This window comes from Gryllotalpicola protaetiae (assembly GCF_003627055.1).
Classification (GTDB): Bacteria; Actinomycetota; Actinomycetes; order Actinomycetales; family Microbacteriaceae; genus Gryllotalpicola; species Gryllotalpicola protaetiae.
In genome coordinates, this window is record NZ_CP032624.1 from 1,211,555 (window position 1) to 1,232,993 (window position 21,439).

The following is a 21,439-nucleotide window of genomic DNA, read 5'->3' on the forward strand; positions in this document are numbered from 1 at the left end:
GCGAGCCCCACCGTCAGGCACGGACGTAGACGACCGAGCCCGCCGGCACCTGGTCGAGCGCCTCGATGGCTTGAGCGTCGACGCGGATGCATCCGTTGGAGATCGCGCCGGAATGCGCGTCGTAGTAGTGCATCGCGGTGACGGCGACATTCTGGCCGTCGAAGCCCTCGAGCGTGGGCGACTGCGTCGCCAGATACACGATGGGATGCCCGCGGGTGTAGCTCAGCGCAGGGTTGACCGCGACCTCCATGACGAAGGTGCGGCCGATCGGCGTCGGCGTCGCCGCGGTGCCCCAGGCGAAGTCCGTCGCGATCCGCGCGGTTCCCGTCGGGCTCACGATGTCGATGGTGCGCTGCGACAGGCTCACGACGACAGACGTGTCGTTGGTCGACAGGCCGACATCGGCGCGGCGCAGCCAACCGTAGGTCTGGTGCGAGTTCCCGTCCGGCGGCACGCCCTGTCGCCCGGAGAGCAGGACCTTCACCCAGTCGCTGTAGGCGGCGATCACGGGGACCAGTCCCGACCCTTCGCGCGGCGACTGGGCGAGCTGTGCGACGGGTGCCCCCGCGGGGTCGGCGAACACCGGGATCGCAGCGCTGAGAGGGCGTGCGTCGAGGTCGGTCATGGCCCCGTCGGGGTCCGGATCGACGGGGATGAGCGGGTTGACGGAGAACACGTCGACCGCGGGAAGTCCGGAGAGGTCGTATGCCGACGGATTGGCCGGCGGGCCGCTATGTGCGGTGGCCGGCGTCCGGCTCGGCGTCGGCTCCGCCGTCATCGCATGGGTCGCCTGCGGCGCCGGCGTGTGCCGGGTCATCAGCCCGGCGGCGGCGAGCGTCACGCCCAGCGCTGCGGCGACCGCCCCTGCCGCCAACAACCGCTGCCGCACCCTGATCACATTCCATGGTCTGCCTGCGACCACCGAGCCGCAACGCCCTTCGGTACGCCGGCTTTCATCGCATTGCGCCAAGGGATCGCGCCGATCGATGTAGCTCAGCGCCAAGCATCCGTCTTCGGCATCGTCCTAGGGTTGAGCGCATGACGATCGCTTCCGCTTCGCCCACCCGTCCCGCGCAATCCCGTCAAGGCGTGCTGGCCGACGCCCTGGTGCGTCGCGGTGCTCTCACCAACACGCTGCTCGTGCTGGCCGGAACCGCCTTCACCGCGCTGCTCGCGCAGGTGCAGATCCCGCTGTGGCCGGTGCCCATCACGGGTCAGACCCTGGCCGTCGTGCTCGTCGGCGCGACCCTCGGCACGTGGCGCGGCACCGCCTCGATGGCGCTCTACCTCGTCGCCGGAGTGCTGGGCGCCCCGATCTTCACCGGCTGGTCGCACGGCCTCGACGCGAGCGTGCTGCCGAGCTTCGGCTTCGTGATCGGATTCATCCCGGCCGCCGCCCTCGTCGGCTGGCTGTCGGAGCGCCGCTGGGACCGCCGCCCGCTGCTCTCGATCGCCGGCTTCGGCCTCGCCTCGGCCGTGCCGTTCGTGTTCGGCCTGCCCTGGCTCGCCGCCGCGCTCGCGCACTTCGGCCTGCCCCACGACTTCGGCGCCGTCATGGACGCCGGCTTCACCCCGTTCATCGTCGGCGGCATCGTGAAGTGGGCGATCGCGGCCGCAGCGCTGCCGCTGGCCTGGAAGGCTCTGGCGTCGCTCCGCAATTAGCCGCCAGGCTCCACAGCTCTCCACCCGAGGGGTGCGCTCAGGCGCACCCCTCGTGGCGTCTTCCGCCCGAACCGCCTCGAAGGGTGAGTTCGGGCTCAGGCGTGCGAGCGGCTGGCGCCGGGCTCGGGGCCGCGCTCCGCGTCGCGCTCGGCGTCAGGGTCATCGGGCGGCAGCGTGCAGAACCATTCGGCCAGCAGCCCGCCGACGAGCAGCAGCGCCCCGCCGACGACCGCCGACACCGTGAGCACGATGCTCGAGGTGTCGGCGAGCACGGTCCGCGTCAGCATGAACAGCAGCAGCCCGAGCGGCAGCCCGGTCAGCAGCGCCCCCAGCACCGAGCAGGCCTTCGCGAGCACCGCGGTGCGCGCGGCCCGGAACGGGTCGATGCGCAGGGTCTGCTTCCCTCTGATCGCCCGCCGGATCGGCACGGCGAGCACGACGACGATGATCGCGATCACCGCGAGGGTGACGCTGAGCGTGACGGGTGGGACGATCAAGGCGCGACCGGATGCCGCAAGTGCCGCATCCGTCAGCAATCCCGCCACCGTGCCGATCAGGCCGACGATGACGAGCGTCGTGGGGTGCGTGCGCTTCACAGCGCCACCCCCTCGACGGTCACCGTGTCATCGCCGAGTGCGGCCAGCAGCGCGTCGACCCGGCCGGCGCCCGGGAGCGCCGCGTCGGGGTCGACGAACAGCCACGGCGCGAGCACGAAGGGGCGCTCCGCTGCGCGCGGGTGCGGCAGCGTGAGCGCCGGGTCGTTCGATGACACCCCGGCGAAGTCGACGATGTCGATGTCGAGGGTGCGGTCGCCCCACCGCTCGGCGCGCACGCGGCCGTGCTCCGCCTCGATGCGGTGCGCCTCGGCGAGCAGCTGCTCGGGGTCGAGCAGCGTGTCGACGAGCACCACCGCGTTCAGATAGCGCGGAGCGCTCGGGTCGGCGCCGCCCGGCTTGACGGCGACGGATTCCACGACGGGCGACACCGCGCGCACCTCGATCGCCGGGGTCGCGCGCAGTGCGGCGACCGCGTCGCGCAGCAGCTCGCCGCGATCCCCCAGGTTGCTGCCGAGCGCGAGCACCGCGCGCCGCAACCGGCTGGGTGCGTCGAGGCGGTCTCGATCAGGAATCCGGATCATGACGCAGCCCCTTCACGGCCGGTCGAGCGCAGCTCGTCCGGGGCGGGTTCGCGGCGACGGCCCACCGGGCCGTCGCTTTCCGCGAGACCCGCCCAGGCCCGATCGCGCTCGACCGTCACGGCGACGTCGCCGAAGGGGACGGCGATCGGCGCATCCGGCTTGTGCACCGTGGCCCGCACCCGCTCGACGCCGGCGAACGAGAGCGCGACGCGCGCGACCCGCTCGGCCACGGTCTCGATCAGGTCGACGGGGTCGGATGCCACAGCGTGATGCACCGCCTCGGCGAGCTCGCCGTAATGCACCGTCGCGAGCAGCGCGTCCCCCGCAGCGGCCGGCGCGAGATCGAGCCACACCGTCACGTCGATGACGAAGGTCTGCCCGTTCTCCCGTTCGAAGTCGAAGACTCCGTGGTTCGCGCGCACGGCGAGCCCGGTGAGCGTGATCGAATCAGTCATCGCTCGAAAGCCTTCCACTGATCGACCACGTCGAGCGCGAGGCGCGTGGAGGCGACGTCGTGGACCCGCACACCCCAGACCCCCGCGCGAGCGGCGAGAGCGCTGATCAGGGCGGTCGGCAGGTCACGGTTCTCGATGGGCGCGTCGTCGGGCAGCAGCGCCCCGACGAACCGCTTGCGGCTCGCGCCGATCAGCACGGGGAACCCGAGCTCCTCGAGCACGTCGAGGCGGGCGAGAATCCGCCAGTTGTGCTCGTGATTCTTCGCGAAGCCGAGCCCCGGGTCGACGACGAGCCGCGAGCCGTGCACCCCCGCGTCGAGGGCCCGGTCGAGCTGGGTCTTCAGCTCGTCGCGCACGTCCGCCGCGGCATCCGCATAGACCGCCAACGCGTTCATGTTCGCGCTGTGCCCGCGCCAGTGGCTGAGCATGAAGCCGCACTCGAGCTCGGCCGCAGTGTCGAACATGGCCGGGTCGGCCTGGCCGCCCGACACGTCGTTGATCCAGCTCGCGCCCGCCTCGATCACGGCGCGCGCCGTCGCGGCATTCATGGTGTCGATAGACGTGCGGATGCCTCGCGCGGTCAGCTCCCGGATCACCGGCAGCACCCGCCCGAGCTCCTCGTCGACAGGCACCCGCGGCGCCCCGGGCCGGGTCGACTCGCCGCCCACGTCGATGAGGTCGGCCCCCTGAGCGTCGAGCTCGGCGGCGTGCGCGACGGCGGCGTCGAGCGACGCCCACCTGCCGCCGTCACTGAACGAGTCGGGTGTGACATTGAGCACGCCCATGATCAGAGTCACTGAGCGGCGCTCCCGATCAGCGTGATCACTTCTGCCCGGCGCACCGGGTCGTCGAGCTCGCCGCGGCTGGCGACGGTCACGGTCGTCGAGTGCACCTGCCGCGCGCCGCGGGTCGTGACGCACTGGTGCTGCGCATCGAGCACGACGACGACTCCGCGGGGCTCGAGCGCCTGGACGAGGGCGTCGGCGATCTGCTCGGTGAGCCGCTCCTGCAGCTGCGGACGCGCCGCCAGCGTGTCGACGAGCTGAGGCAGCCTGCCGAGGCCGACCACCTTCTCGGCCGGCAGGTAGGCGAGGTGCGCCCGCCCGAGGAACGGCAGCAAGTGGTGTTCGCACACCGAGCGGAACTCGAGGTCGCGCACGATGACGAGCTCCGGCTCGACGTCGCCGACCGGGATCGTCTCGCGCAACGGCGCGATCGGGTCCTCACCGAGCCCGGAGAAGAACTCGGCGTAGGCATCCGCCACCTTGCTCGGCGTCTCCCGCAGCCCAGGGCGCGCCGGGTCCTCGCCGATCGCAGCCAACAGCTCTGCGACGGCCGCCTCGACGCGTGCGCGGTCGATGCCGGTCACGCCCGCGGCCTCAGGCGGTCGCGGGGCGCGGGTTGATCCCGGGGCTGCGGCGCCGTGAGGAGCCGCTGTCGATTCCGCCGTCGGTCACACCCGGGTCGATCGGAGCCTTGGCAGCGGGCACTTCGATCGGGGGGATGTTCGGCAGCGGCCGGTTCGGGCTGGACACCCACTGCGGACGCTCGGGCAGCTTCTGCACGTCGGCGAAGATCTCGGCGATCTGGTTGTGGTCGAGCGTCTCCTTCTCGAGCAGCTCGGCGGCCAGACGGTCGAGGATCTCGCGGTTCTCGTTGATGACCTGGTAGGCCTCGTCGTGCGCCTTCTCGATCAGCGCGCGCACCTCGGAGTCCACCGTCTGCGCGATGTTCTCGGAGTAGTCCCTCTGATGGCCCATGTCACGCCCGAGGAACATCTCACCGGAGGACTGGCCGAGCTTCACCGAGCCGATGTTCGCGCTCATGCCGTAGTCGGTGACCATCTGGCGGGCGATGCCGGTGGCCTTCTCGATGTCGTTCGCAGCCCCCGAGGTCGGGTCGTGGAACACGATCTCCTCTGCCACACGGCCGCCCATCGCATAAGCGAGCTGGTCGAGCAGCTCCTCGCGGGTGACCGAGTACTTGTCCTCCAGCGGCAGCACCATCGTGTAGCCGAGAGCCCGGCCGCGCGGCAGGATCGTGATCTTCGTCACCGGGTCCGTGTGCCGCATCGCCGCCGCAGCGAGGGCGTGGCCGCCCTCGTGGTACGCCGTGATGAGCTTCTCCTTGTCCTTCATCACGCGGGTGCGGCGCTGGGGTCCTGCGACGACGCGGTCGATGGCCTCGTCGAGGGCCCGGTTGTCGATCAGCTGCGCGTTCGAGCGCGCGGTCAGCAGCGCGGCCTCGTTCAGCACGTTCGCGAGGTCGGCACCGGTGAACCCGGGCGTCTTGCGCGCGACGACCTCGAGGTCGACGGACTTCGCAAGCGGCTTGCCGCGCCCGTGCACCTCGAGGATGCGCTTGCGGCCGAGCAGGTCGGGCGCGTCCACGCCGATCTGGCGGTCGAAGCGGCCCGGGCGCAGCAGGGCGGGGTCGAGGATGTCGGGGCGGTTGGTCGCCGCGATCAGGATGACGTTCGTCTTGACGTCGAAGCCGTCCATCTCCACCAGCAGCTGGTTCAGGGTCTGCTCGCGCTCGTCGTGACCGCCGCCGAGGCCTGCGCCGCGGTGCCGGCCGACCGCATCGATCTCGTCGACGAAGATGATCGACGGGGCGTTCTGCTTGGCCTGGTCGAACAGGTCGCGCACGCGGCTCGCGCCGACGCCCACGAACATCTCGACGAAGTCCGAGCCCGAGATCGAGTAGAACGGCACACCCGCCTCACCCGCGACAGCGCGAGCGAGCAACGTCTTGCCGGTTCCCGGAGGGCCGTACAGCAGCACGCCCTTCGGGATCCGAGCGCCGACCGCCTGGAACTTGGCCGGCTCCTTCAGGAAGTCCTTGATCTCCTGCAGCTCCTCGATCGCCTCGTCAGCACCCGCGACGTCGTCGAAGGTGACCTTCGGGCTCTCCTTCGAGACCAACTTCGCCCGCGACTTACCGAACTGCATGACCTTGTTGCCACCGCCCTGCATGCCCGCGAGCATGAACCAGAACAGCGCGCCGATGGCGAGCACCGGAAGCAGGAAGCCGAGCAGCGAGCCCCAGATGCTGGGCTGCGGGACCTTGTCGTCGAAGCCCTTCGACAGGTCGGCGTTGTCGACCGCCTTCACGACGTCGGCGCCGCGCTGGTTCACGTAATAGAACTGCACGTGGTCGCCGTTGTCGCCGTCGGGCGAGTTGAGCACGAGGTCGACCCGCTGGTTGCCGTCGATGATCTGCGCCGACTGGACCTTGCCGTCGGCGAGCAGCTCAAGGCCCTTCTGCGTGGTGATCTCCTTGAAACCGGACATGGTGAAGACACTCATGCCGATCCACACGATGATGCCCGCGAGGACGATATACGGAATCGGCCCACGGAAGAGCTTCTTGAGATTCATGGTGCTAAGAGGTTACGCCCTGAGATCTGAGCGATGTCTCCCTGTTCGCCGAAGGCGTTCTATGAAGACGCAGTCTTACGAGTAGACGTGGGGGGCGAGCACAGCGACCCCGCGCACATTCCGGTAGCGCTCCGCGTAGTCGAGGCCGTAGCCGACGACGAAGTCGTTGGGGATGTCGAAGCCGACGTACTTCGCATCGATGTCGACCTTCAAGGCATCCGGCTTGCGCAGCAGCGCGCACACCTCGAGCGACGCAGGATTCCGCGACTGCAGGTTCCGCCGCAGCCAGTCGAGCGTCAGCCCAGAGTCGATGATGTCCTCGACGATGAGCACATTGCGGCCGGACAGGTCGACGTCGAGGTCCTTGACGATGCGCACGACCCCGCTCGAGTGCGTGCTCTTCCCATACGACGACACGGCCATGAAGTCGATCTCGACATGTCGCTGCAACTCGCGGGCGAGGTCGGCCATGACCATCACGGCGCCTTTCAGCACGGCGACGAGCAGCAGATCCCGGCCCTCGTAGTCCGCCTCGATCTGCCGGGCGATCTCGCGCAGCTTGGCGGTGATCTGCTCTTCGGTCAGCAGCACCTTGTCGATCTCGGACTCAACGTCTTCGGGCAGCATTCGAAAATCCTATTCCGACGCCCGGAACACCAGCAGTCCGCCTTCGCGCGCGGCCGAGAACCCCGGCAGGTCGAGCGGCTGCTGCCCGTGCCAATCGGTCACCAGCCGCAGCACCGCCTGGACGTGCACGCGCTCGAGCGCCACTCCGAACTCCGACTGGGCCACGAACCGCACGATGCGCCCACGCAGCGCGGCCGGATTCGCCTCGAGCGCGCTCACCGCGACGCCGATGCCGGCCTCGACGTGCTCGACGATGTCCTCGATCGTCTCGTCGATCATCTGCAGGAAGGCGTCGTTGTCTTCGCGCAGCTGCTCGGCGGTGCGGGCGAGTGCCTCGGAGACGCCGGGCCCGAGCTCGCGCTCGAGCACAGGCAGCACCCGCTCTCGCACGCGCACACGCGCATAAGAGGGGTCGAGATTCTGCGGGTCGTTCCACGGCTCGAGGCGCGAGTCGGCGCAGAACGCGCGGGTGACCGCCCGGCGGATGCCGAGCAGCGGGCGCCGGTAGATGCCCGACTCGGCAGCCATGCCCTGCAGGCTGGCCGCGCCCGACCCACGCGCGAGCCCCAGCAGGACGGTCTCGGCTTGGTCGTCGAGGGTGTGCGCGAGCAGCACGGCCGATGCGCTCAGGTCGGATGCCGCTGCCGCCAGCGCCGCATAGCGCGCCGTGCGCGCCGCAGCCTCCGGCCCTGCGGCGCTTTCTTCGTCGACAGCCACGCGCACGACCTGCACCGGATCGAGGCCGAGCTCGCGCGCCTGGTCTGCGGCGCGGGCGGCGACCTCGGCCGAGGCATCCTGCAGGCCGTGATCGACGACCACCGCACCGGCACGCAAGCCGGCGCGTGGCGCTTCGAACGCCGTGGCGGCCGCCAGCGCGAGCGAGTCGGCCCCACCGCTCACGGCGACGAGCACCAAGGCATCCGTCAGCCCGTCGATGCTCGCACGCACCGCCCGCCGCACGTCCGCGATGGCGGGCGTGAGCCGGGGTCGCCGCTCGTCCGGCTCAGAGGTCACTGACTAAAGTTAGCCGCATGACCAACAGCTACGACGCCGTGATCGAGATCCCCCGCGGCAGCCGCAACAAGTACGAGGTCGACCATGAGACCGGTCGCGTCTACCTCGACCGCGTGCTCTACACGAACTTCACCTACCCCACCGACTACGGCTTCTTCGAGAACACGCTCGGCGAAGACGGCGACCCGCTCGACGTGCTCGTGCTGCTCGACTACCCGCTGTTCCCCGGCGTCGGCGTGAAGGTGCGCCCCGTCGGCGTGCTGCACATGAGCGATGAGGCCGGCGGCGACGACAAGGTCATCGCCGTGCAGTACAAGGACCCGCGGTGGTCGTGGATCCAGGACGTCGACGACATCCCCGAGTACACCCGCAAGGAGATCCAGCACTTCTTCGAGCACTACAAGGACCTCGAGCCCGGCAAGTGGGTCAAGGTCGACGAATGGGGCTCAGCCGCCGACGCCGAGCGCCTCATCGAAGAGGCCGTCGAACGCCTCAAGGCCGAGGGCGAAGGCCACTAAGCACTCTCGCGCGTGTGCGCGGGTGAAACGACGTGTGCGCGGGAGAATCTTCTCCCGCGCACACGCGTTTTCACCCGCTCACGCGACGGTCAGGTCAGTGCCCGATCGAGGGGCGCGCCACCACCGCGAGCGGTGCGCCCCACACGGCCTGCTGCTTGACGTTCTCGCCGACCTGGGGCGCCGCGATCATCTGACCGCCGCCGATGTAGATGCCCACGTGATACACGTCGTTCGGCGCCGTGCCCCAGAAGATCAGGTCCCCGGGCTGCGCGTTGCTGCGCGCGACGAGCTGCCCGTGCGCGGCAGCGTACTGGTACTGCCAGGTCGAGCCGTGGCCGCCGATGTAGATGCCCGCCGCGGCATACGCCTGCATGGTGAGGCCTGAGCAGTCGTACCCGTTGGGTCCCGAGCCGTTGATGATGTACGGCTTGCCGATCTGCGCCCGCGCGTAGTTGATGGCGGTCTGAACGGCGGATGCTGAGGGCGGCGCCGTCGTCACCGGCGGGGGCGCCCCGTTCGAACCGCCGCCACTCGGTGGCTTCCCCTGCTGCTGTTGCTGCTGTTGTTGTTCGCGCAGCTTCTCGGCGGCGGCAGCAGCCGCGGCTTGCGCGGCCGCTGCCGCCTTCGCCGCCGCGATCGCCTGCTGACCCGCGACGTACTGCGCCGCCACCTGGGTCGAGGTGTTCTGAAGCGACGCCAGCTGCGCGGTCAGATCGGTCTGCTTCTGCTGCTGGGTCGCGACCGCCGCTTGGGCGGCATCCGCGGCGTCGTTCGCCGCCTGAAGCGCCTGCTGCGCGGCATCCGCCGCCTTCTGCCTGGCGTCCTGTGCGGCCTTCGCCTGCTCCGAGAGGGACTGCGCGGTATTGCGGTCGGCGATCGCCTGGTCGTAGACGCGCTTGGACTGCTCGGTGAGCTGGCTCATCGTGCCGAGCTGGTACAGCAGCTTGTCCGCCGCACCAGAGTCGCCCCCCTGCAGCAGCAGTCCGATCGAGCCGTCGGTGCCGGCGGTGCGCATGAGGTGCGAGGCGAGCAGCCCGGCGCGCACGGTCGACGTCTCCGCCGTCTTCTGCGCGGCATCCGCCTGCGTCTTGAGATCTGCGGCCTTCTGCGTCGCGTCGTCGAGCTGCTGCTGCGCCTGGTGGTAGGCCTCGACCGCCTGTTCGGATTTGATGCCCGCCGCCGTCGCCTGCTCCTGCAGCTGCCCGACCAGCGCGTTGATCTTGTCGACCATCGCCTGCTGGGTCTGGACATTCGCCTTCGCCTGCTGCACGTCACCCCAGGTCGGGTAGTCGACCGCGTTGGCAGGGGCCGGGTGGGCGATGATGCCGATCGAGGCCGTCAGCACGCCCATCGCGGCGGCGCTGATGGTGATGGCTGGGCGGCGGAAGCTCGCCCCGTCGTGTTCGGTCAAATCGCTGCTCCGTGCTGTGACATCCAGGGGGCCGGGTTGATCTGCACGCCGTTCTGACGCACCTCGAAGTGCAGGTGGCATCCAGTCGAGTTGCCTGTGGAGCCCACGTGCCCGATCACCTGCCCCGCGCTGACGTGCTGACCGGCCGACACGACGATGCCCCCGTTGATGTTGTGACCGTATGCCGTACCGATGCCGCCGCCGTTGTCGAGCAGGATGAAGTTGCCGTACCCGCCGTTCCAGCCGGCATACGTGACCGTTCCGGCGTGCGCCGCGTGGATCGGCGTGCCGCACGCGGCGCCGATGTCGTCGCCCTCGTGGTACGTCGTGCAGCCGGCGCACGGCGCTGGCCGTGCACCGAACGGCGAGGTGATCGCACCCTTGACCGGCACCGCCCACCCCTGCGCACCGACCTTGCCGGCCTGCGCGGCGGCGGCAGCGGCGGCAGCTGCAGCTGCCGCGCGCGCGGCGGCGGCGCGCGCCTCGACACCCGCCTGGTAGTCGGCGACGGTCTGCGTCGTCGTGTCCTTGAGAGCGGCGAGCATCGTGTTCAGCTCGTCGCTGTGCGCCTGCTCGGCGTCCACGGCCTGCTGCGCGGCGGCCGATGCCTGCTGCGCGGCCGTCAGCGCCGCCTGCGCCTGCTGCTGCAGTCGCGTGCGCTCGTCGAGCGCCGACTTCGCCTGGTCGGACGCCGCCTTCGCCGTGTTCTTCTTCTGCTGCGCCTCGGCCCACAGGTTCGAGGTGGACTCGGTGAGCTTGGTCATGGTGCCGAGGTCGTCGAGCAGGGCGCCCGGGTCGCTTCCGCTGCCCTTCGTGCTCGAGAACAGCAGCGAGACCGTCATGTTGTGGCCGCCCGAGCGGTACAGCTGGGCGGCGACCCGGCCTGCGCGCGTGCTGGCCGTGTCTGCCTCGGTGGTCAGCTGGTCGGACTCATTCTTGAGCCCCTGGTACTTCTGGTCGGCGGCGAACAGCGCGTCCTGCGCGTCGGCGAGCTTCTGCCCGGCGGCCTGGGCCGCGGCCTGAGCCTGCTGCGACTGCGTCTGCAGCGTCTTCAGAAGCGCCGTGACCTCGTCGACCTTCGCCTGTGCGGACGCCTGATTGGCCTTCGCCGCCTGCACATCCGCCCAGGTCGGGTACTGGTCGGCCCAGGCGGGCGGCGGCGCGGCGATCGCGCCGCTGACGATCAGGGCGACGGATGCCGCAAGCACCCCTGCCGCCCATGCAGCCCGCCCCCGTGCGCGCCGATTCAGGCGCAGACTCGAGGCGCCGCGGGGCGGCGTCAGCTGCATCGCCATGCGTCTCCTTGGTGGTCGGGGGTGAGCATGTCGTCTCGAACGTAACCTCGGTGCGGGCATCCGTCTCGGGTAACACGCCCGAGTGTCGCGAACCGGCCGTGCCGATTTGGCCAGCCGCACGCGCTCACGTATGCTTGGTCCTCGGTAGTCATGCGGGAAACCGCGCGACGGCCCCATCGTTTAGTGGCCTAGGACGCCGCCCTTTCACGGCGGTAGCACGGGTTCGAATCCCGTTGGGGTCACAATGACGACCAAACACAAATACACATGGCCCTGTAGCGCAGTTGGTTAGCGTGCCGCCCTGTCACGGCGGAGGTCGCGGGTTCAAGTCCCGTCAGGGTCGCGGAGATGAAAGGCCCCATCGAGAGGTGGGGCTTTTCTTCCGAATGGCTCTGTAGCTCAGTTGGTAGAGCGCACGACTGAAAATCGTGAGGTCACGGGATCGACGCCCGTCGGAGCCACCACTCAAAGACACGGATCAGGTTCGTCCGATCCACCGCTTCGTTTCTCGGCTAGGCCTGTTGGGTCCAGGCCATTCTTGGGACAGTTCTGCGGCCGGACGCGTCCTTGCACTTGGCCCCGAGACCTTACCGACCCCGCAGCCGAGAGCCTGGTCCAGCATGACCCCGGCACACTCTCGGGCACGAGTGCGCGCAGGGTGACAATCTGCTCCACCGTCCACGCCGTGCTGTGGGGCGACCAGATCGTAGGAGTCGGCCGCCTTATGGAGTTGGCCGCGCGTAGAGAGATGCGAACGACACGGCCGGGTCACACGACCGGGCTTCCGACCTGCCGTTGCGCGATCATGGGGCACTCGAACGGATCCTGGTGTCCCAGTCCGATCTTGTCGATGTATTCCGCGACGCTGCGAAAGGCAGCACGCACACCGGTTTGCGTGTAGGGCACGTCGCGCTGCATGCAGAACGCCTCGACGAGGGGCGCGGCATGGCGCAACTGTGGGCGCGCCATGGAGGGAAAGAGGTGATGCTCGATCTGGTAGTTGAGCCCGCCCATGGTGAAGGAAGTCAACTGGCCGCCGCGGATGTTGCGGCCGGTGACGACCTGTCGGCGGAAGAAGTCCAGCTTGAGGTCCTTCGGCACGATCGGCATGCCCATGTGGTTGATGGCGAACACGGCGCCGAGGTGGAAGCCGAAGACGGCGAGTTGGATGCCGAGGAACGCGGCGGCGCGGCCGGGGGTGAGCACGAGAAAGGCCAGTCCGGCGAAGCCGCCGAGGCGGATGAGGATGAGGCCGATCTCGATGCTGCGGTGCGGAACGCTCGTGCGCGCGCACAGCCGCTGGAAGCTCCAGATGTGTAGAAGGATGCCCTGGAAGAACAGGAATGGGAAGAATCCGACGCTCTGATGATCGAGCGTCCAGGCGACCGCGCGGCTGCGTCCGCGCAGCCGGGTGAACGAGTTGGGTCGGACGACGGGGATGTCGATGTCGGGGTCGTAGCCCACCCGGTTCGGGTTGGCGTGGTGACGATTGTGCTTGTTGTTCCACCAGCCGACGCTCATGCCGACGAAGAGGTTGCCGATGACCAGGCTGGCCCAGTTGTTCCAATGCCCAGACTGAAAGACCTGGCGGTGGGCGGCGTCATGGCCGAGGAAGGCCGCCTGGGTGAACACGAATGCGAAGGCGCCAGCGATCACCATCTGCCACCAGCTGTCGCCGACCCGGACGAATAGCATCACAAGGGCGGCAAGCGCCGCGGTGATCAGCCAGAACTTTGTCCAGTAATAGCCGCGGCGGCGGCGCAACAAGCCTGCTGCGCGAATCTTCTCGGATAGCTCGGCGAAATCGGTGCTCTGCCGAGGTTGGCCGGCCCTGTCGGAGGGCCGTCCTGTGGTTCGGATGGGACCGGGCCGGGTCGGCGGCGGTGACTGGTTGTTGCCAGTTGTGATGGCAGCGTCGGCCATGCTGTTCTGTCTCCTGCGTCGTTCGGTCACTTCTCTGAGACCTGCGCGGTATGGGACTCGACCGCACGGGTGTGAAGTGGGATTGCTATGGCGGGAACTGCGCAGAAGTCGCGCGCCCCGCGCGTATTCTGCGGCTCCGGATCGGCGAACCTTGATCGGGCATCGCCTCTGAGTCGGTGCGGATGTGGTCAGGCCTTGCGACGGCCTGTGGCGAGGCGGACGATCCAGACGACCAGGGCGATGACCAGAAGGACGATTCCGACCCAGAGCAGCCAGTGAATGGTCGCGACGAAGCCGCCGGTGATGAGAAGGACGATCGCGATGATCGCGATGAGGAGGAGAAGGAGGTTCATGAGGGTCGTGCCTTTCACGTGGCGATTCGGGTGCGGCGTTAGGCGCGTCTGGACGTGATCACGCCGACAACGAACGCTGCGATGACGACGCCCGCTGCGATCAGCGCGGTCCGGGCTGGGTGGCTCTTCACGTTGCGGGCCGCTTTGTCGCCGATCTCGGCGACCGTCTTGACGGCGTAGCCCAGGCCTGTCGACACGCCTTGCTGTGCGGTGTCGACCGCGTTGTTGGCTGTGTCGCGTGCGGAGTCAAGTGCGCCGGAGGCTGCCTCGGATGCTTTGCCGACGAGATCAGAGGCGGCGCTGCCGACCGTGTTCACCGCCTCGCGCGCATGTTCGGCGGCGCTATTGATGGGGTTCGGCGGCGTGTAGTTGTCGCTCATGGCGGTCATCGTCCGATCTGCTTGGCATGCTTGGTGGCCGATGCGACGGCCTTGTGTGCGCGTTTGAGGGCGCGGTTGCGGGCTTTCCTGACCTGCGGGTCGTGCCGGACCGCGTCGACGGCGGCTTTGATCTCCAGGTAGCGGCCCCGGCCGGCTTTCGCGCCGTAAGAGTAGGCGGCCAGGGCGAGGACGCCGAGACCGAGCCAGGTGACGAACTTGTGCATGTTGTCTCTTCTTTCGGTGGGTGGGATGACGGTTATCGGGTGCGCGAGACGCGGGTTCGGCGGACAAGGCTGGAGCGAAAGCCGCCGCTGATCTGGATCAGGGCCGGGATCTGCCGTCCGAGGAGGGTGTCCAGCGCAGCCAGTGTGTGCTCGACCTGCTGGGCGAGTTGCCGCGGCGACTCGCCTCGGCGGCAGGTGACTGAGATCTTGAGCACGGTCGTCCCGCGGACGTCGTAGGTCGAGATGTGGGAGGCGAGGATCTCGGCTCGGTCGTCGAGGTCATGCTGGATCGCTTGTTCTGCGACGCCGGCGCCGATGACGGTGGATCCGCTGGAGGTGGTGTCCTCGCGCAGGAGGACGTCGTAGTGGCCGTGGCCTTGGCGAAAGATGAAAGCCAGGAGAAGCACGACGATCAGCACGAGGGCAGCGACGACAAGAATCCATCCCCAGCTGGTTCCGGTTCCGAACAGCGGGGTGGTCCTGAACCAGCCCGTGATGCCTCCGTGAATCCGCGGCGCAGCGGTGCGGTAGCCGTCGCGGACCCCTGGGGCAGTCGCGATTGCGATGAGCGCAGCACCGACCAGGAGCGTCAGCAATCCGATCACGATGACCACGGCCCGGTTCAGGGCGCGGTTGGTGTTGTTCATCTCCCGACCCTCCCCTTCGCGTTGATGACGACCGAGGCGCGTATCGGCGGGTACAGTTCCAGTCCGGTCAGCTGTTCCTGCACGGCGCGTTCGACGGCGCCGCGTTGGACGGGCGTTCCGCTCGTGGGGGTCAGGCGCACGATCGCGTGGCGTGCCGACACGCTGACGACGGTGTTGTCCGGGTGCACGTTCCCCGCGTGCGCGGCGTGGCGCGCGAGGGCGGACGCGATGACCTCGTTGTCCACAAGGACCGCCGCGCGGCCGGAGGGTAGCTGATGGCGGGCGCGACGGCCCTGAGTAAGTGCGCCGATGAGCAGCAGGAGGCCGACGAGCGCCAGGAGAACACCGATCGTGACCGGAGCCGTGATCGGGGTCGACCCCAGCCTGCTGAGCGCAGTGAGCTGGTCCTGCGGTGCCGCCAGGAGCGCTCGACGATTCAGCAACATCAGGATGATCTCGGTGCCGACGTACAGGCACAGCAAGATCACCCCGATAGCGACGGCAATGGCCAGGACCGCGCGTGATGAATGCGTTTCGCGACGGAGGATCCGCCGATACGGGTAGGGAGCTGGCGCGCTCATGTGACCCTCTTCTCCCGATGGACCTCGATGCCGGTCAATTCGACCGTGATGTGCGCGATCTCAGCGCCGGTGAGGGCGGTGACTCGCGCATTGATGGTCTTCTGCCCGTTGGCTGCCTGCTGGAGCACGGTTCCGCCGCTCGTCTCAACGACGGCCGACACCTGCTTCACCCGTTCGAGGGACACGATCCGAATGGGTGTGCGAACCCGCATCGCGAGGAGCCCATCGCGGTCGGAAAGATCCACGTGCACCGTCCGCGCTGCGACACCGAAGGTGTCTGCGGTCACGGCGGCGACCACCCGGTCCAAGGCACGCGGCACGATCGTGGTGCGCCCGCGACCGGTGCTCGTACCCGGGTCCACGACCGGTGCGGCGGCAGCGAGGCTCATGATGAGGTGCGCTTGCCGCGGAAGGTGTCAACGAGTGAGCGCATGTCGAGCTTCCCGTCGATGATCCGGCCGACGAGCGCGCCCAGGATCATCGCGATGGCCGCGAAGAAGAACGCCCAGAACCCGAGTGCGAACCAGACGACGGCGAGGATCGCACCGACGAAGATCCCGACCTTGGTGGCGCTGATCACTGGATCCGCGCCCCAATGCCACTGCCGGTGTCAGCCGTGTCGTCGTCGGAGGGGATGTGCACATCGTTGACGGTGATGTTCACCTCGGTCACGTCCATCCCCACCAGGGTCTGAATCGCGGTCGTCACAGCGGCGCGGACTCGTTCAGCGACATCCTGGAGGGCCACGGGATAGTCGGCGACCAAGGTCACGTCGACCGCAACCTGCTTCTCGCCCACCTCCACACTGATGCCCTGTCCGAGATCGGTGGTATTGATCGCGTCGCGGATCGCACCGAATGCGCGAGCAGCTCCACCGCCGAGCGCATGCACGCCGGGAACTTCGCGGGCGGCGATGCCCGCAACCTTGGCGATGACGCCGTCGTTGATGACGGTCGTGCCGGATTCGGTCGTTGAGATGGTAGCGGTGACGGGGGTGACGGTTGCATTCGCCATGAGGCGGTCTCTCTTTCCTTCGCTGTTGTTGGGGAGACCCGATCGAGGCTCCTACTAGTGAGACGTGACCCGGAGTGCATTCGTCACGGAATAGGCTGAAAGAACTTCGGCGAGGGCTCGGCGGCGCCGCACTGTGAGCAACTGGGTAATCGCTGGAGATCCCATGCCGTCGCGTGAACAGGGCGGCATCCTTGTTCCGTCGATGCTGGCGGGCGGAAGGTGTAACGGTGAAGGACGAGAGCCACGCCCAGTCCCACCTCGACGGCCTGAGACCCAAGGACTCGCTCGCGGAAGCGCACGACCGTGTGGTCGCCGGCCGTGCCGCCGACGGCGACCCACGCGCGTTCGAGGTCCTGGTGCGCCGGTACAGCACCCTGATGCGCGTCTACGCCCGAAGTATCCTCGGCACCAACGATGAAGTCGACGACGTGGTGCAGGAAGCGTTCGTCACCGCATGGCAGCAGCTGGAATTGCTGGAGGACCCGGGAGCCGTCAAAGGCTGGCTGATGCGAATCGTGAGCCGACGCAGCATCGACCGGCTTCGCGCCCGCCACGAGCACGAGGACATCATCGACTACGACCCACCCGCCGAGGCGGCGGCGTCGCCAGCTCAGGTGGCGCAAGCCCGGTCCCTTGCCGACGCTGTGGGAGCGGCCCTCGCCTCCCTGCCCGCCGGGCAGCGACGTTGTTGGCTCTTGAAGGAAGTGGCCGAGTACAGTTACCGAGAGATCGCTGCCGACTTGGAGATCCCCGAGAGCACGGTCCGCGGGTTGATCTCCCGGGCTCGAGTGAACATGGCACGAGAAATGCAGGCCTGGCGATGACAGATCCGCAGTCCCCCTACGACCCCGGCGTCACCGATGCGTTGAATCCGGCGAATCTCGACGGTCACACCATCGAGGAGCTCAGCGCCTATCTCGACGCCGAGCGCACCCCCACCAACTTCTCCATCGAATCCTCGCCCGGCTGTCAGATCGCATTGACCGCGCTCGGACGGCTGCGCGAGCTGACAACGCACGTCCTCGAAGTCCAAGCCGCCGCAGAACCCGCACCCCCTGACAGCTGGGTGCGCAACATCATGGACCGCATCGCACTGGAGGCTCGAGCCGGACGCGACATCCCCATCGCCCACCCGGCGCCCACCGCGCATCTCACGATGACCGAAGGCGCTGTGCGTGGAATGGTGCGCGCCGCCGGAGACAGCGTTTCGGAAGTCATCGTGGGACGCTGCCAAATCGACGGCGATGTCACCACCCCCGGGGCTCCCATCACCATAACCGTCGATATCAGCGTCGCGTGGGGCCGCAGCATCCCGGAGGCCTCCGACCGCGCGCGGGAGGCAATCCACCTCCAGCTGGCCAAGCACACCGAACTGAACATCGACGCCATCCACATCACCGTCCAGGACGTCCGCTTCTCCCGCGCCGACCAGGCAGCAGGGGACACTCAGCCATGACCGCCACCACAACGCTCCAGGCCCGGTTGACTGCCGTGATCCTCGGCGACCCGGACGTCCACATCATCTACCCCACGCAGTCGACTCTGCGCAAGATCGGCGGCCGCGTTGCGGACACCCTGAAGGGCCAGGAAACCCAACCGCCGACTGTCATCGTCACGGAAACCAACGTGGGCACCACGGTCACCGTCTCCGTTGGGGTCACCGGAGAGCGTCCCGCCACGGCCGTCTGCCGGAATCTTCACGATCAGATCGCATCCGAACTAGCGGCCGCAAGCGTCAAGCTCCCCGCCACCATCTCCGTCAAGATCGCCAGCATCTCCTGATCGCTGTTGCGCAAGTCCGGGAACGACGCCGGGGTCACCCACAGCCAAGATCCGAACGTGTGGCCGAGGCTCGGCTGCCGCGTCCGACTGCGCCTTCGCTGAGCCTCGGGCTGATGCGCTAGGCGGCGATAGCGTCACTGAGTCGCGCGCCGGTCTCCGGGTCGAAGACGTGCACGTGGGCGGCTTGAGGCATGAAGTAGACCGTGTCGCCGGCATTGGGGTGCACCCGGCCGTCGACGCGGACGACGATGTCGGTCAGCGTGTTCACCTCTGCGACGTCGTCTGCGGCGTGGCCGTAGAGGTAGCCGTCGGCGCCGAGCTCCTCGACGAGGTCGACGATGACCGGCAGGCCGATGCTCTGCGTCGTCGAAACGATGACATTTTCGGGACGCACACCGATCGTGACCCGCGATCCAGCGCCGGCCAGCACCTGCCGTGACACAGGGATGACAGCGGTGCCGAATTTGACGCCGCCCTCGGTGACATCGGCGGCGAACAGGTTCATGGCGGGCGAGCCGATGAAGCCGGCGACGAAGACGTTCTTCGGGTCTGCGTACAGCTCGCGCGGGGTGCCGACCTGCTGCAGCACGCCGTCCTTCAGGACGGCGATGCGGTCGCCCATGGTCAGCGCCTCGGTCTGGTCGTGGGTGACGTAGACCGTGGTCACGCCGAGACGGCGGGTCAGCGAGGCGATCTGGGTGCGGGTCTGAACGCGCAGCTTGGCGTCGAGGTTCGACAGCGGCTCGTCCATGAGGAACACCTGGGGGCTGCGGACGATGGCGCGGCCCATCGCGACGCGCTGACGCTGACCACCCGAGAGGGCCTTCGGCTTGCGGTCCAGGTAGGGCTCGAGGTCCAGCATCTTCGCGGCCTCGCGGACACGCTGGTTGCGCTCCTCCTTCGCGACGCCGGCGATGCGCAGCGCGAAGCCCATGTTCTCCGCGACGGTCATGTGCGGGTACAGCGCGTAGTTCTGGAACACCATGGCGATGTCACGGTCCTTCGGCGGGACGTCGGTGACGTTGCGCTCCCCGATGAAGATGTTGCCGCTGTTGACCTCTTCGAGACCCGCCAACATGCGGAGCGACGTCGACTTGCCGCATCCGGAAGGGCCCACAAGGACCAGGAACTCGCCATCGGCGACGTCGATGCTCAGGGAGTCGACCGCTGGCGTGGTCGAGCCGGGGTAGACGCGGGTGGCGTCGTCAAAGGTCACTGTTGCCATGGGAAGTCTCTCGTTCGATGAAACCCCGATGGAATGCAACGACGCCTCCGCGCGTGGGAGACCACGGTCGCGACTGCGCTCATCAGTTCCTCCGGGAAAGGCGGGAACTGATGCAGTTCGGACCTCCGACGTCGGCATGGAACCGACCGCCTGAGCTCACAGTAAACCCGATCCGTCATCGGGCGAACGAATCCCGGCGTATGCACACCAACGTCGCGAGCCCAGGCTGTGAGGGCACACATCCCGAGCGCGTAGCTTCCGGTCATGAGTCAGACAACGCGGCCTGTGACAACGTCCCGGCCAGGCGACCCTGAAGCCTTAGGGCTGCGCAGCATCCTTACCGACCTCTTGCCCGGAACCGTGCACACAGCCGGCGGCCCGGAGCACTACACCGTCTCCGTCGTCTTCACACGCCGCCCGACCGCAGGCGAGATCGACGCGATCAACGGCCCCGAAACGCGCGCAGCACTGGAAAACGCCCACTACCCGCAGGTCACCCTCAAGGTCAGCGACCGACGGCTCGAGATCGGCAACACCAGCCTTGAGGAACTCGGGAACGGCTTGGCGAGGGTCGTAGCCGGGATGCTCGCACGCATCAGCGCCAACGACGAAGCACGCACGCACATGGCCGATGACGAAGTCATTGACCAGGACCAGCGCAACGCACAACGCGCGGCCTCGGTACGCGAGCTCGTCGATGCCATCTCGCTGAACCCGACCGGCACTGCGCAGCCGAGCGACGAACTGGGGTTGGCTCGCCTGGTCCCGGCACTCCTGCCTTCCGCGCTCGGCACGGAGTTCGCTTCCCGCCGCTACACCGTCACCGCTGAGTTCACCCGTCCGCCCACCCGGACCGAGCTGGCTCTGATCGACGGCCCCGCTGCCCGAGCCCGGATCGACGAAGCAGGCTACACGGCCGTGACCCTGAAGACGCGAGACCGCAGACTCGAGATCCACGACACGAACCTCGCCGAACTCGCCGAAGGGCTCGCCGCGGTCACGGTAGCCCTCCTCGCCGAGATCACCCACACCGCCACGGCGCATGACGCCGAAACGGCAGCGGAAGCGACGCGACTCGCCCAGCAGGAGCAGCAACGCGCGGAATACGTCCAGTCCGCGGCCGCAGCGATCAGCTTCTCCGCGCCTGCCGAGTCCGCACCCTCGGCAAGAGACCAGGAGAAGGACGCACCATCGCAGCCGTCGGAACTCGGCGAGTGGGAAGACGAGGGCGGTAGCGCCGCTGCCGGCCGCCAGGCCCGCACTCAGCCGTCAGGCTGAGCCACCGACGACACAGATCCACCTCGCGACCGCCGAGCGGTCGGCACAGAGCTGCGCGCGCCGATGGCCGGGCGACCACACCGGCCGGTCGAAGAGCCTCGCCTACCGATCTCGACGTACTCGGCCACACGGCATCGCGGCCGAGCTCCGGGTCGAAGGCGTCGACGACGGACAGAACGTGCGCTGTGAATGTCCGACTGCGTCGCGGCAGCCATAGCCGCCGGCGTCCAGATGGAGTCGCCTGCCCCGCACCAGCGAAGGATGCGACATAGCTGAACACATCGGCTGCGGTACGCAGCTTGACGCGGGGACAAGCGCACGACCCGTGCCTAGACTGCCGCACAATGCGCAGATGAGCAACGCACTCGGCAGTGGGATGACGATCTCACTCAGCGCCGCGATCAGATAGGCGCACACCGCTACTGCGCTCGGATTATCAGGAAGCGTCGCGCCCGCTGGCTGGGCGAGCTCCACCCCGGCGGGATGACGCTGCTATGCCACCTCCCGCCCGACACGGTGGTTGCTGTCGGTC

General features: G+C 68.3%; 27 protein-coding genes and 3 tRNA genes. 9 read left to right on the forward strand and 21 right to left on the reverse strand.

The features are described 5' to 3' along the window. Nucleotides 1–13: 13 nt before the first annotated feature. Entirely contained in the window at nucleotides 14–889 is an 876-nt protein-coding gene (locus D7I44_RS05945) for a L,D-transpeptidase (RefSeq protein WP_162940081.1), read from the reverse strand. 149 nt (nucleotides 890–1,038) lie between these two features. On the opposite strand from D7I44_RS05945, the gene D7I44_RS05950 reads away from it, so the two are divergent. Continuing rightward, nucleotides 1,039–1,662, forward strand: a complete 624-nt coding sequence (locus D7I44_RS05950; RefSeq protein ID WP_120788650.1) for a biotin transporter BioY — start codon at nucleotides 1,039–1,041, stop codon at nucleotides 1,660–1,662. A gap of 95 nt (nucleotides 1,663–1,757) precedes the next feature. Here the strand turns inward: D7I44_RS05950 and D7I44_RS05955 are convergent, their stop codons facing one another. The 8 genes from D7I44_RS05955 to tilS form a co-directional block, all read right to left on the reverse strand. Continuing rightward, complete coding sequence (locus D7I44_RS05955; protein WP_120788651.1) at nucleotides 1,758–2,258, reverse strand: DUF3180 domain-containing protein; 501 nt, start codon at nucleotides 2,256–2,258, stop codon at nucleotides 1,758–1,760. Further along, nucleotides 2,255–2,800 (reverse strand): 2-amino-4-hydroxy-6-hydroxymethyldihydropteridine diphosphokinase, encoded by a 546-nt coding sequence (gene folK / locus D7I44_RS05960; protein WP_120788652.1) that lies wholly within the window; start codon nucleotides 2,798–2,800, stop codon nucleotides 2,255–2,257. The genes D7I44_RS05955 and folK overlap by 4 nt, the downstream gene beginning before the upstream one ends. Next, nucleotides 2,797–3,255, reverse strand: coding sequence for a dihydroneopterin aldolase (gene folB / locus D7I44_RS05965; RefSeq protein WP_120788653.1), 459 nt, complete (start codon nucleotides 3,253–3,255; stop codon nucleotides 2,797–2,799). Before folB ends, folK begins: the two co-directional genes overlap by 4 nt. Beyond that, nucleotides 3,252–4,052 (reverse strand): dihydropteroate synthase, encoded by an 801-nt coding sequence (folP, locus tag D7I44_RS05970; protein WP_120788654.1) that lies wholly within the window; start codon nucleotides 4,050–4,052, stop codon nucleotides 3,252–3,254. The genes folB and folP overlap by 4 nt, the downstream gene beginning before the upstream one ends. Then, nucleotides 4,049–4,624 carry a GTP cyclohydrolase I FolE gene (gene folE, locus D7I44_RS05975; protein ID WP_120788655.1) on the reverse strand — a complete coding sequence of 192 codons (576 nt, stop codon included), beginning with the start codon at nucleotides 4,622–4,624 and terminating at the stop codon, nucleotides 4,049–4,051. The genes folP and folE overlap by 4 nt, the downstream gene beginning before the upstream one ends. Before the next feature lie 10 nt (nucleotides 4,625–4,634). Then, nucleotides 4,635–6,635 carry an ATP-dependent zinc metalloprotease FtsH gene (gene ftsH / locus D7I44_RS05980; RefSeq protein WP_120788656.1) on the reverse strand — a complete coding sequence of 667 codons (2,001 nt, stop codon included), beginning with the start codon at nucleotides 6,633–6,635 and terminating at the stop codon, nucleotides 4,635–4,637. A 75-nt stretch (nucleotides 6,636–6,710) separates the two neighbouring features. Then, complete coding sequence (hpt, locus tag D7I44_RS05985; RefSeq protein WP_120788657.1) at nucleotides 6,711–7,262, reverse strand: hypoxanthine phosphoribosyltransferase; 552 nt, start codon at nucleotides 7,260–7,262, stop codon at nucleotides 6,711–6,713. Between the two features lie 9 nt (nucleotides 7,263–7,271). Further along, nucleotides 7,272–8,276 carry a tRNA lysidine(34) synthetase TilS gene (gene tilS, locus D7I44_RS05990; RefSeq protein WP_120788658.1) on the reverse strand — a complete coding sequence of 335 codons (1,005 nt, stop codon included), beginning with the start codon at nucleotides 8,274–8,276 and terminating at the stop codon, nucleotides 7,272–7,274. Nucleotides 8,277–8,293: 17 nt separating this feature from the next. Here tilS and ppa point away from each other — a divergent pair, with 17 nt between their 5' ends. Then, nucleotides 8,294–8,794 carry an inorganic diphosphatase gene (gene ppa / locus D7I44_RS05995; RefSeq protein ID WP_120788659.1) on the forward strand — a complete coding sequence of 167 codons (501 nt, stop codon included), beginning with the start codon at nucleotides 8,294–8,296 and terminating at the stop codon, nucleotides 8,792–8,794. 94 nt (nucleotides 8,795–8,888) lie between these two features. On the opposite strand, the gene D7I44_RS06000 is transcribed toward ppa, so the two are convergent. Then, a complete protein-coding gene (locus D7I44_RS06000) occupies nucleotides 8,889–10,205 on the reverse strand; it encodes a C40 family peptidase (RefSeq protein WP_245980051.1) in 1,317 nt (438 codons plus the stop codon). After that, nucleotides 10,202–11,500 (reverse strand): peptidoglycan DD-metalloendopeptidase family protein, encoded by a 1,299-nt coding sequence (locus tag D7I44_RS18645; RefSeq protein ID WP_281271700.1) that lies wholly within the window; start codon nucleotides 11,498–11,500, stop codon nucleotides 10,202–10,204. Before D7I44_RS18645 ends, D7I44_RS06000 begins: the two co-directional genes overlap by 4 nt. 169 nt (nucleotides 11,501–11,669) lie before the next feature. Between D7I44_RS18645 and D7I44_RS06010 the strand changes: the two genes are divergently transcribed. The 3 genes from D7I44_RS06010 (at nucleotide 11,670) to D7I44_RS06020 (ending at nucleotide 11,964) form a co-directional block, all read left to right on the forward strand. Continuing rightward, nucleotides 11,670–11,742 (forward strand) — tRNA-Glu (locus tag D7I44_RS06010). 27 nt (nucleotides 11,743–11,769) lie between these two features. After that, nucleotides 11,770–11,843, forward strand: a tRNA-Asp gene (locus D7I44_RS06015). 45 nt (nucleotides 11,844–11,888) lie between these two features. Beyond that, nucleotides 11,889–11,964, forward strand: a tRNA-Phe gene (locus tag D7I44_RS06020). Between the two features lie 304 nt (nucleotides 11,965–12,268). On the opposite strand, the gene D7I44_RS06025 is transcribed toward D7I44_RS06020, so the two are convergent. The 9 genes from D7I44_RS06025 to D7I44_RS06065 form a co-directional block, all read right to left on the reverse strand. After that, nucleotides 12,269–13,423, reverse strand: coding sequence for a fatty acid desaturase family protein (locus D7I44_RS06025; RefSeq protein ID WP_120788660.1), 1,155 nt, complete (start codon nucleotides 13,421–13,423; stop codon nucleotides 12,269–12,271). A gap of 188 nt (nucleotides 13,424–13,611) precedes the next feature. Next, on the reverse strand, nucleotides 13,612–13,776 hold the full coding sequence (locus D7I44_RS06030) for a hypothetical protein (RefSeq protein ID WP_162940082.1): 165 nt from the start codon (nucleotides 13,774–13,776) through the stop codon (nucleotides 13,612–13,614). Between the two features lie 38 nt (nucleotides 13,777–13,814). After that, a complete protein-coding gene (locus tag D7I44_RS06035; protein ID WP_120788662.1) occupies nucleotides 13,815–14,165 on the reverse strand; it encodes a hypothetical protein in 351 nt (116 codons plus the stop codon). Next, nucleotides 14,162–14,380 carry a hypothetical protein gene (locus D7I44_RS06040; RefSeq protein WP_120788663.1) on the reverse strand — a complete coding sequence of 73 codons (219 nt, stop codon included), beginning with the start codon at nucleotides 14,378–14,380 and terminating at the stop codon, nucleotides 14,162–14,164. The genes D7I44_RS06035 and D7I44_RS06040 overlap by 4 nt, the downstream gene beginning before the upstream one ends. A gap of 32 nt (nucleotides 14,381–14,412) precedes the next feature. Next, nucleotides 14,413–15,027 (reverse strand): hypothetical protein, encoded by a 615-nt coding sequence (locus D7I44_RS06045; RefSeq protein ID WP_120788664.1) that lies wholly within the window; start codon nucleotides 15,025–15,027, stop codon nucleotides 14,413–14,415. After that, entirely contained in the window at nucleotides 15,024–15,608 is a 585-nt protein-coding gene (locus D7I44_RS06050) for a DUF6286 domain-containing protein (RefSeq protein WP_162940083.1), read from the reverse strand. The genes D7I44_RS06045 and D7I44_RS06050 overlap by 4 nt, the downstream gene beginning before the upstream one ends. Further along, complete coding sequence (locus D7I44_RS06055; RefSeq protein ID WP_120788666.1) at nucleotides 15,605–15,997, reverse strand: hypothetical protein; 393 nt, start codon at nucleotides 15,995–15,997, stop codon at nucleotides 15,605–15,607. The genes D7I44_RS06050 and D7I44_RS06055 overlap by 4 nt, the downstream gene beginning before the upstream one ends. Then, nucleotides 15,994–16,188, reverse strand: a complete 195-nt coding sequence (locus D7I44_RS06060; protein ID WP_342768602.1) for a hypothetical protein — start codon at nucleotides 16,186–16,188, stop codon at nucleotides 15,994–15,996. The genes D7I44_RS06055 and D7I44_RS06060 overlap by 4 nt, the downstream gene beginning before the upstream one ends. Continuing rightward, nucleotides 16,185–16,622: an Asp23/Gls24 family envelope stress response protein gene (locus D7I44_RS06065; RefSeq protein WP_120788667.1), complete on the reverse strand. Its 438-nt coding sequence runs from the start codon at nucleotides 16,620–16,622 to the stop codon at nucleotides 16,185–16,187. Before D7I44_RS06065 ends, D7I44_RS06060 begins: the two co-directional genes overlap by 4 nt. Nucleotides 16,623–16,849: 227 nt before the next feature. Here D7I44_RS06065 and D7I44_RS06070 point away from each other — a divergent pair, with 227 nt between their 5' ends. From D7I44_RS06070 to D7I44_RS06080, 3 genes are read left to right on the forward strand one after another with little or no spacing between them, the layout of a single operon-like run. Beyond that, nucleotides 16,850–17,446 carry an RNA polymerase sigma factor gene (locus D7I44_RS06070; protein ID WP_245980054.1) on the forward strand — a complete coding sequence of 199 codons (597 nt, stop codon included), beginning with the start codon at nucleotides 16,850–16,852 and terminating at the stop codon, nucleotides 17,444–17,446. Next, nucleotides 17,443–18,078, forward strand: coding sequence for an Asp23/Gls24 family envelope stress response protein (locus D7I44_RS06075; protein ID WP_120788668.1), 636 nt, complete (start codon nucleotides 17,443–17,445; stop codon nucleotides 18,076–18,078). Before D7I44_RS06070 ends, D7I44_RS06075 begins: the two co-directional genes overlap by 4 nt. Further along, the gene (locus D7I44_RS06080) at nucleotides 18,075–18,404 is read left to right on the forward strand and encodes a hypothetical protein (RefSeq protein WP_120788669.1); all 330 of its coding nucleotides are present in this window, start codon (nucleotides 18,075–18,077) and stop codon (nucleotides 18,402–18,404) included. Before D7I44_RS06075 ends, D7I44_RS06080 begins: the two co-directional genes overlap by 4 nt. 118 nt (nucleotides 18,405–18,522) lie before the next feature. Here the strand turns inward: D7I44_RS06080 and D7I44_RS06085 are convergent, their stop codons facing one another. Further along, entirely contained in the window at nucleotides 18,523–19,629 is a 1,107-nt protein-coding gene (locus D7I44_RS06085; RefSeq protein ID WP_120788670.1) for an ABC transporter ATP-binding protein, read from the reverse strand. 348 nt (nucleotides 19,630–19,977) lie between these two features. On the opposite strand from D7I44_RS06085, the gene D7I44_RS18405 reads away from it, so the two are divergent. Continuing rightward, nucleotides 19,978–20,907 (forward strand): hypothetical protein, encoded by a 930-nt coding sequence (locus tag D7I44_RS18405; RefSeq protein ID WP_181445601.1) that lies wholly within the window; start codon nucleotides 19,978–19,980, stop codon nucleotides 20,905–20,907. Nucleotides 20,908–21,439: the final 532 nt, after the last annotated feature.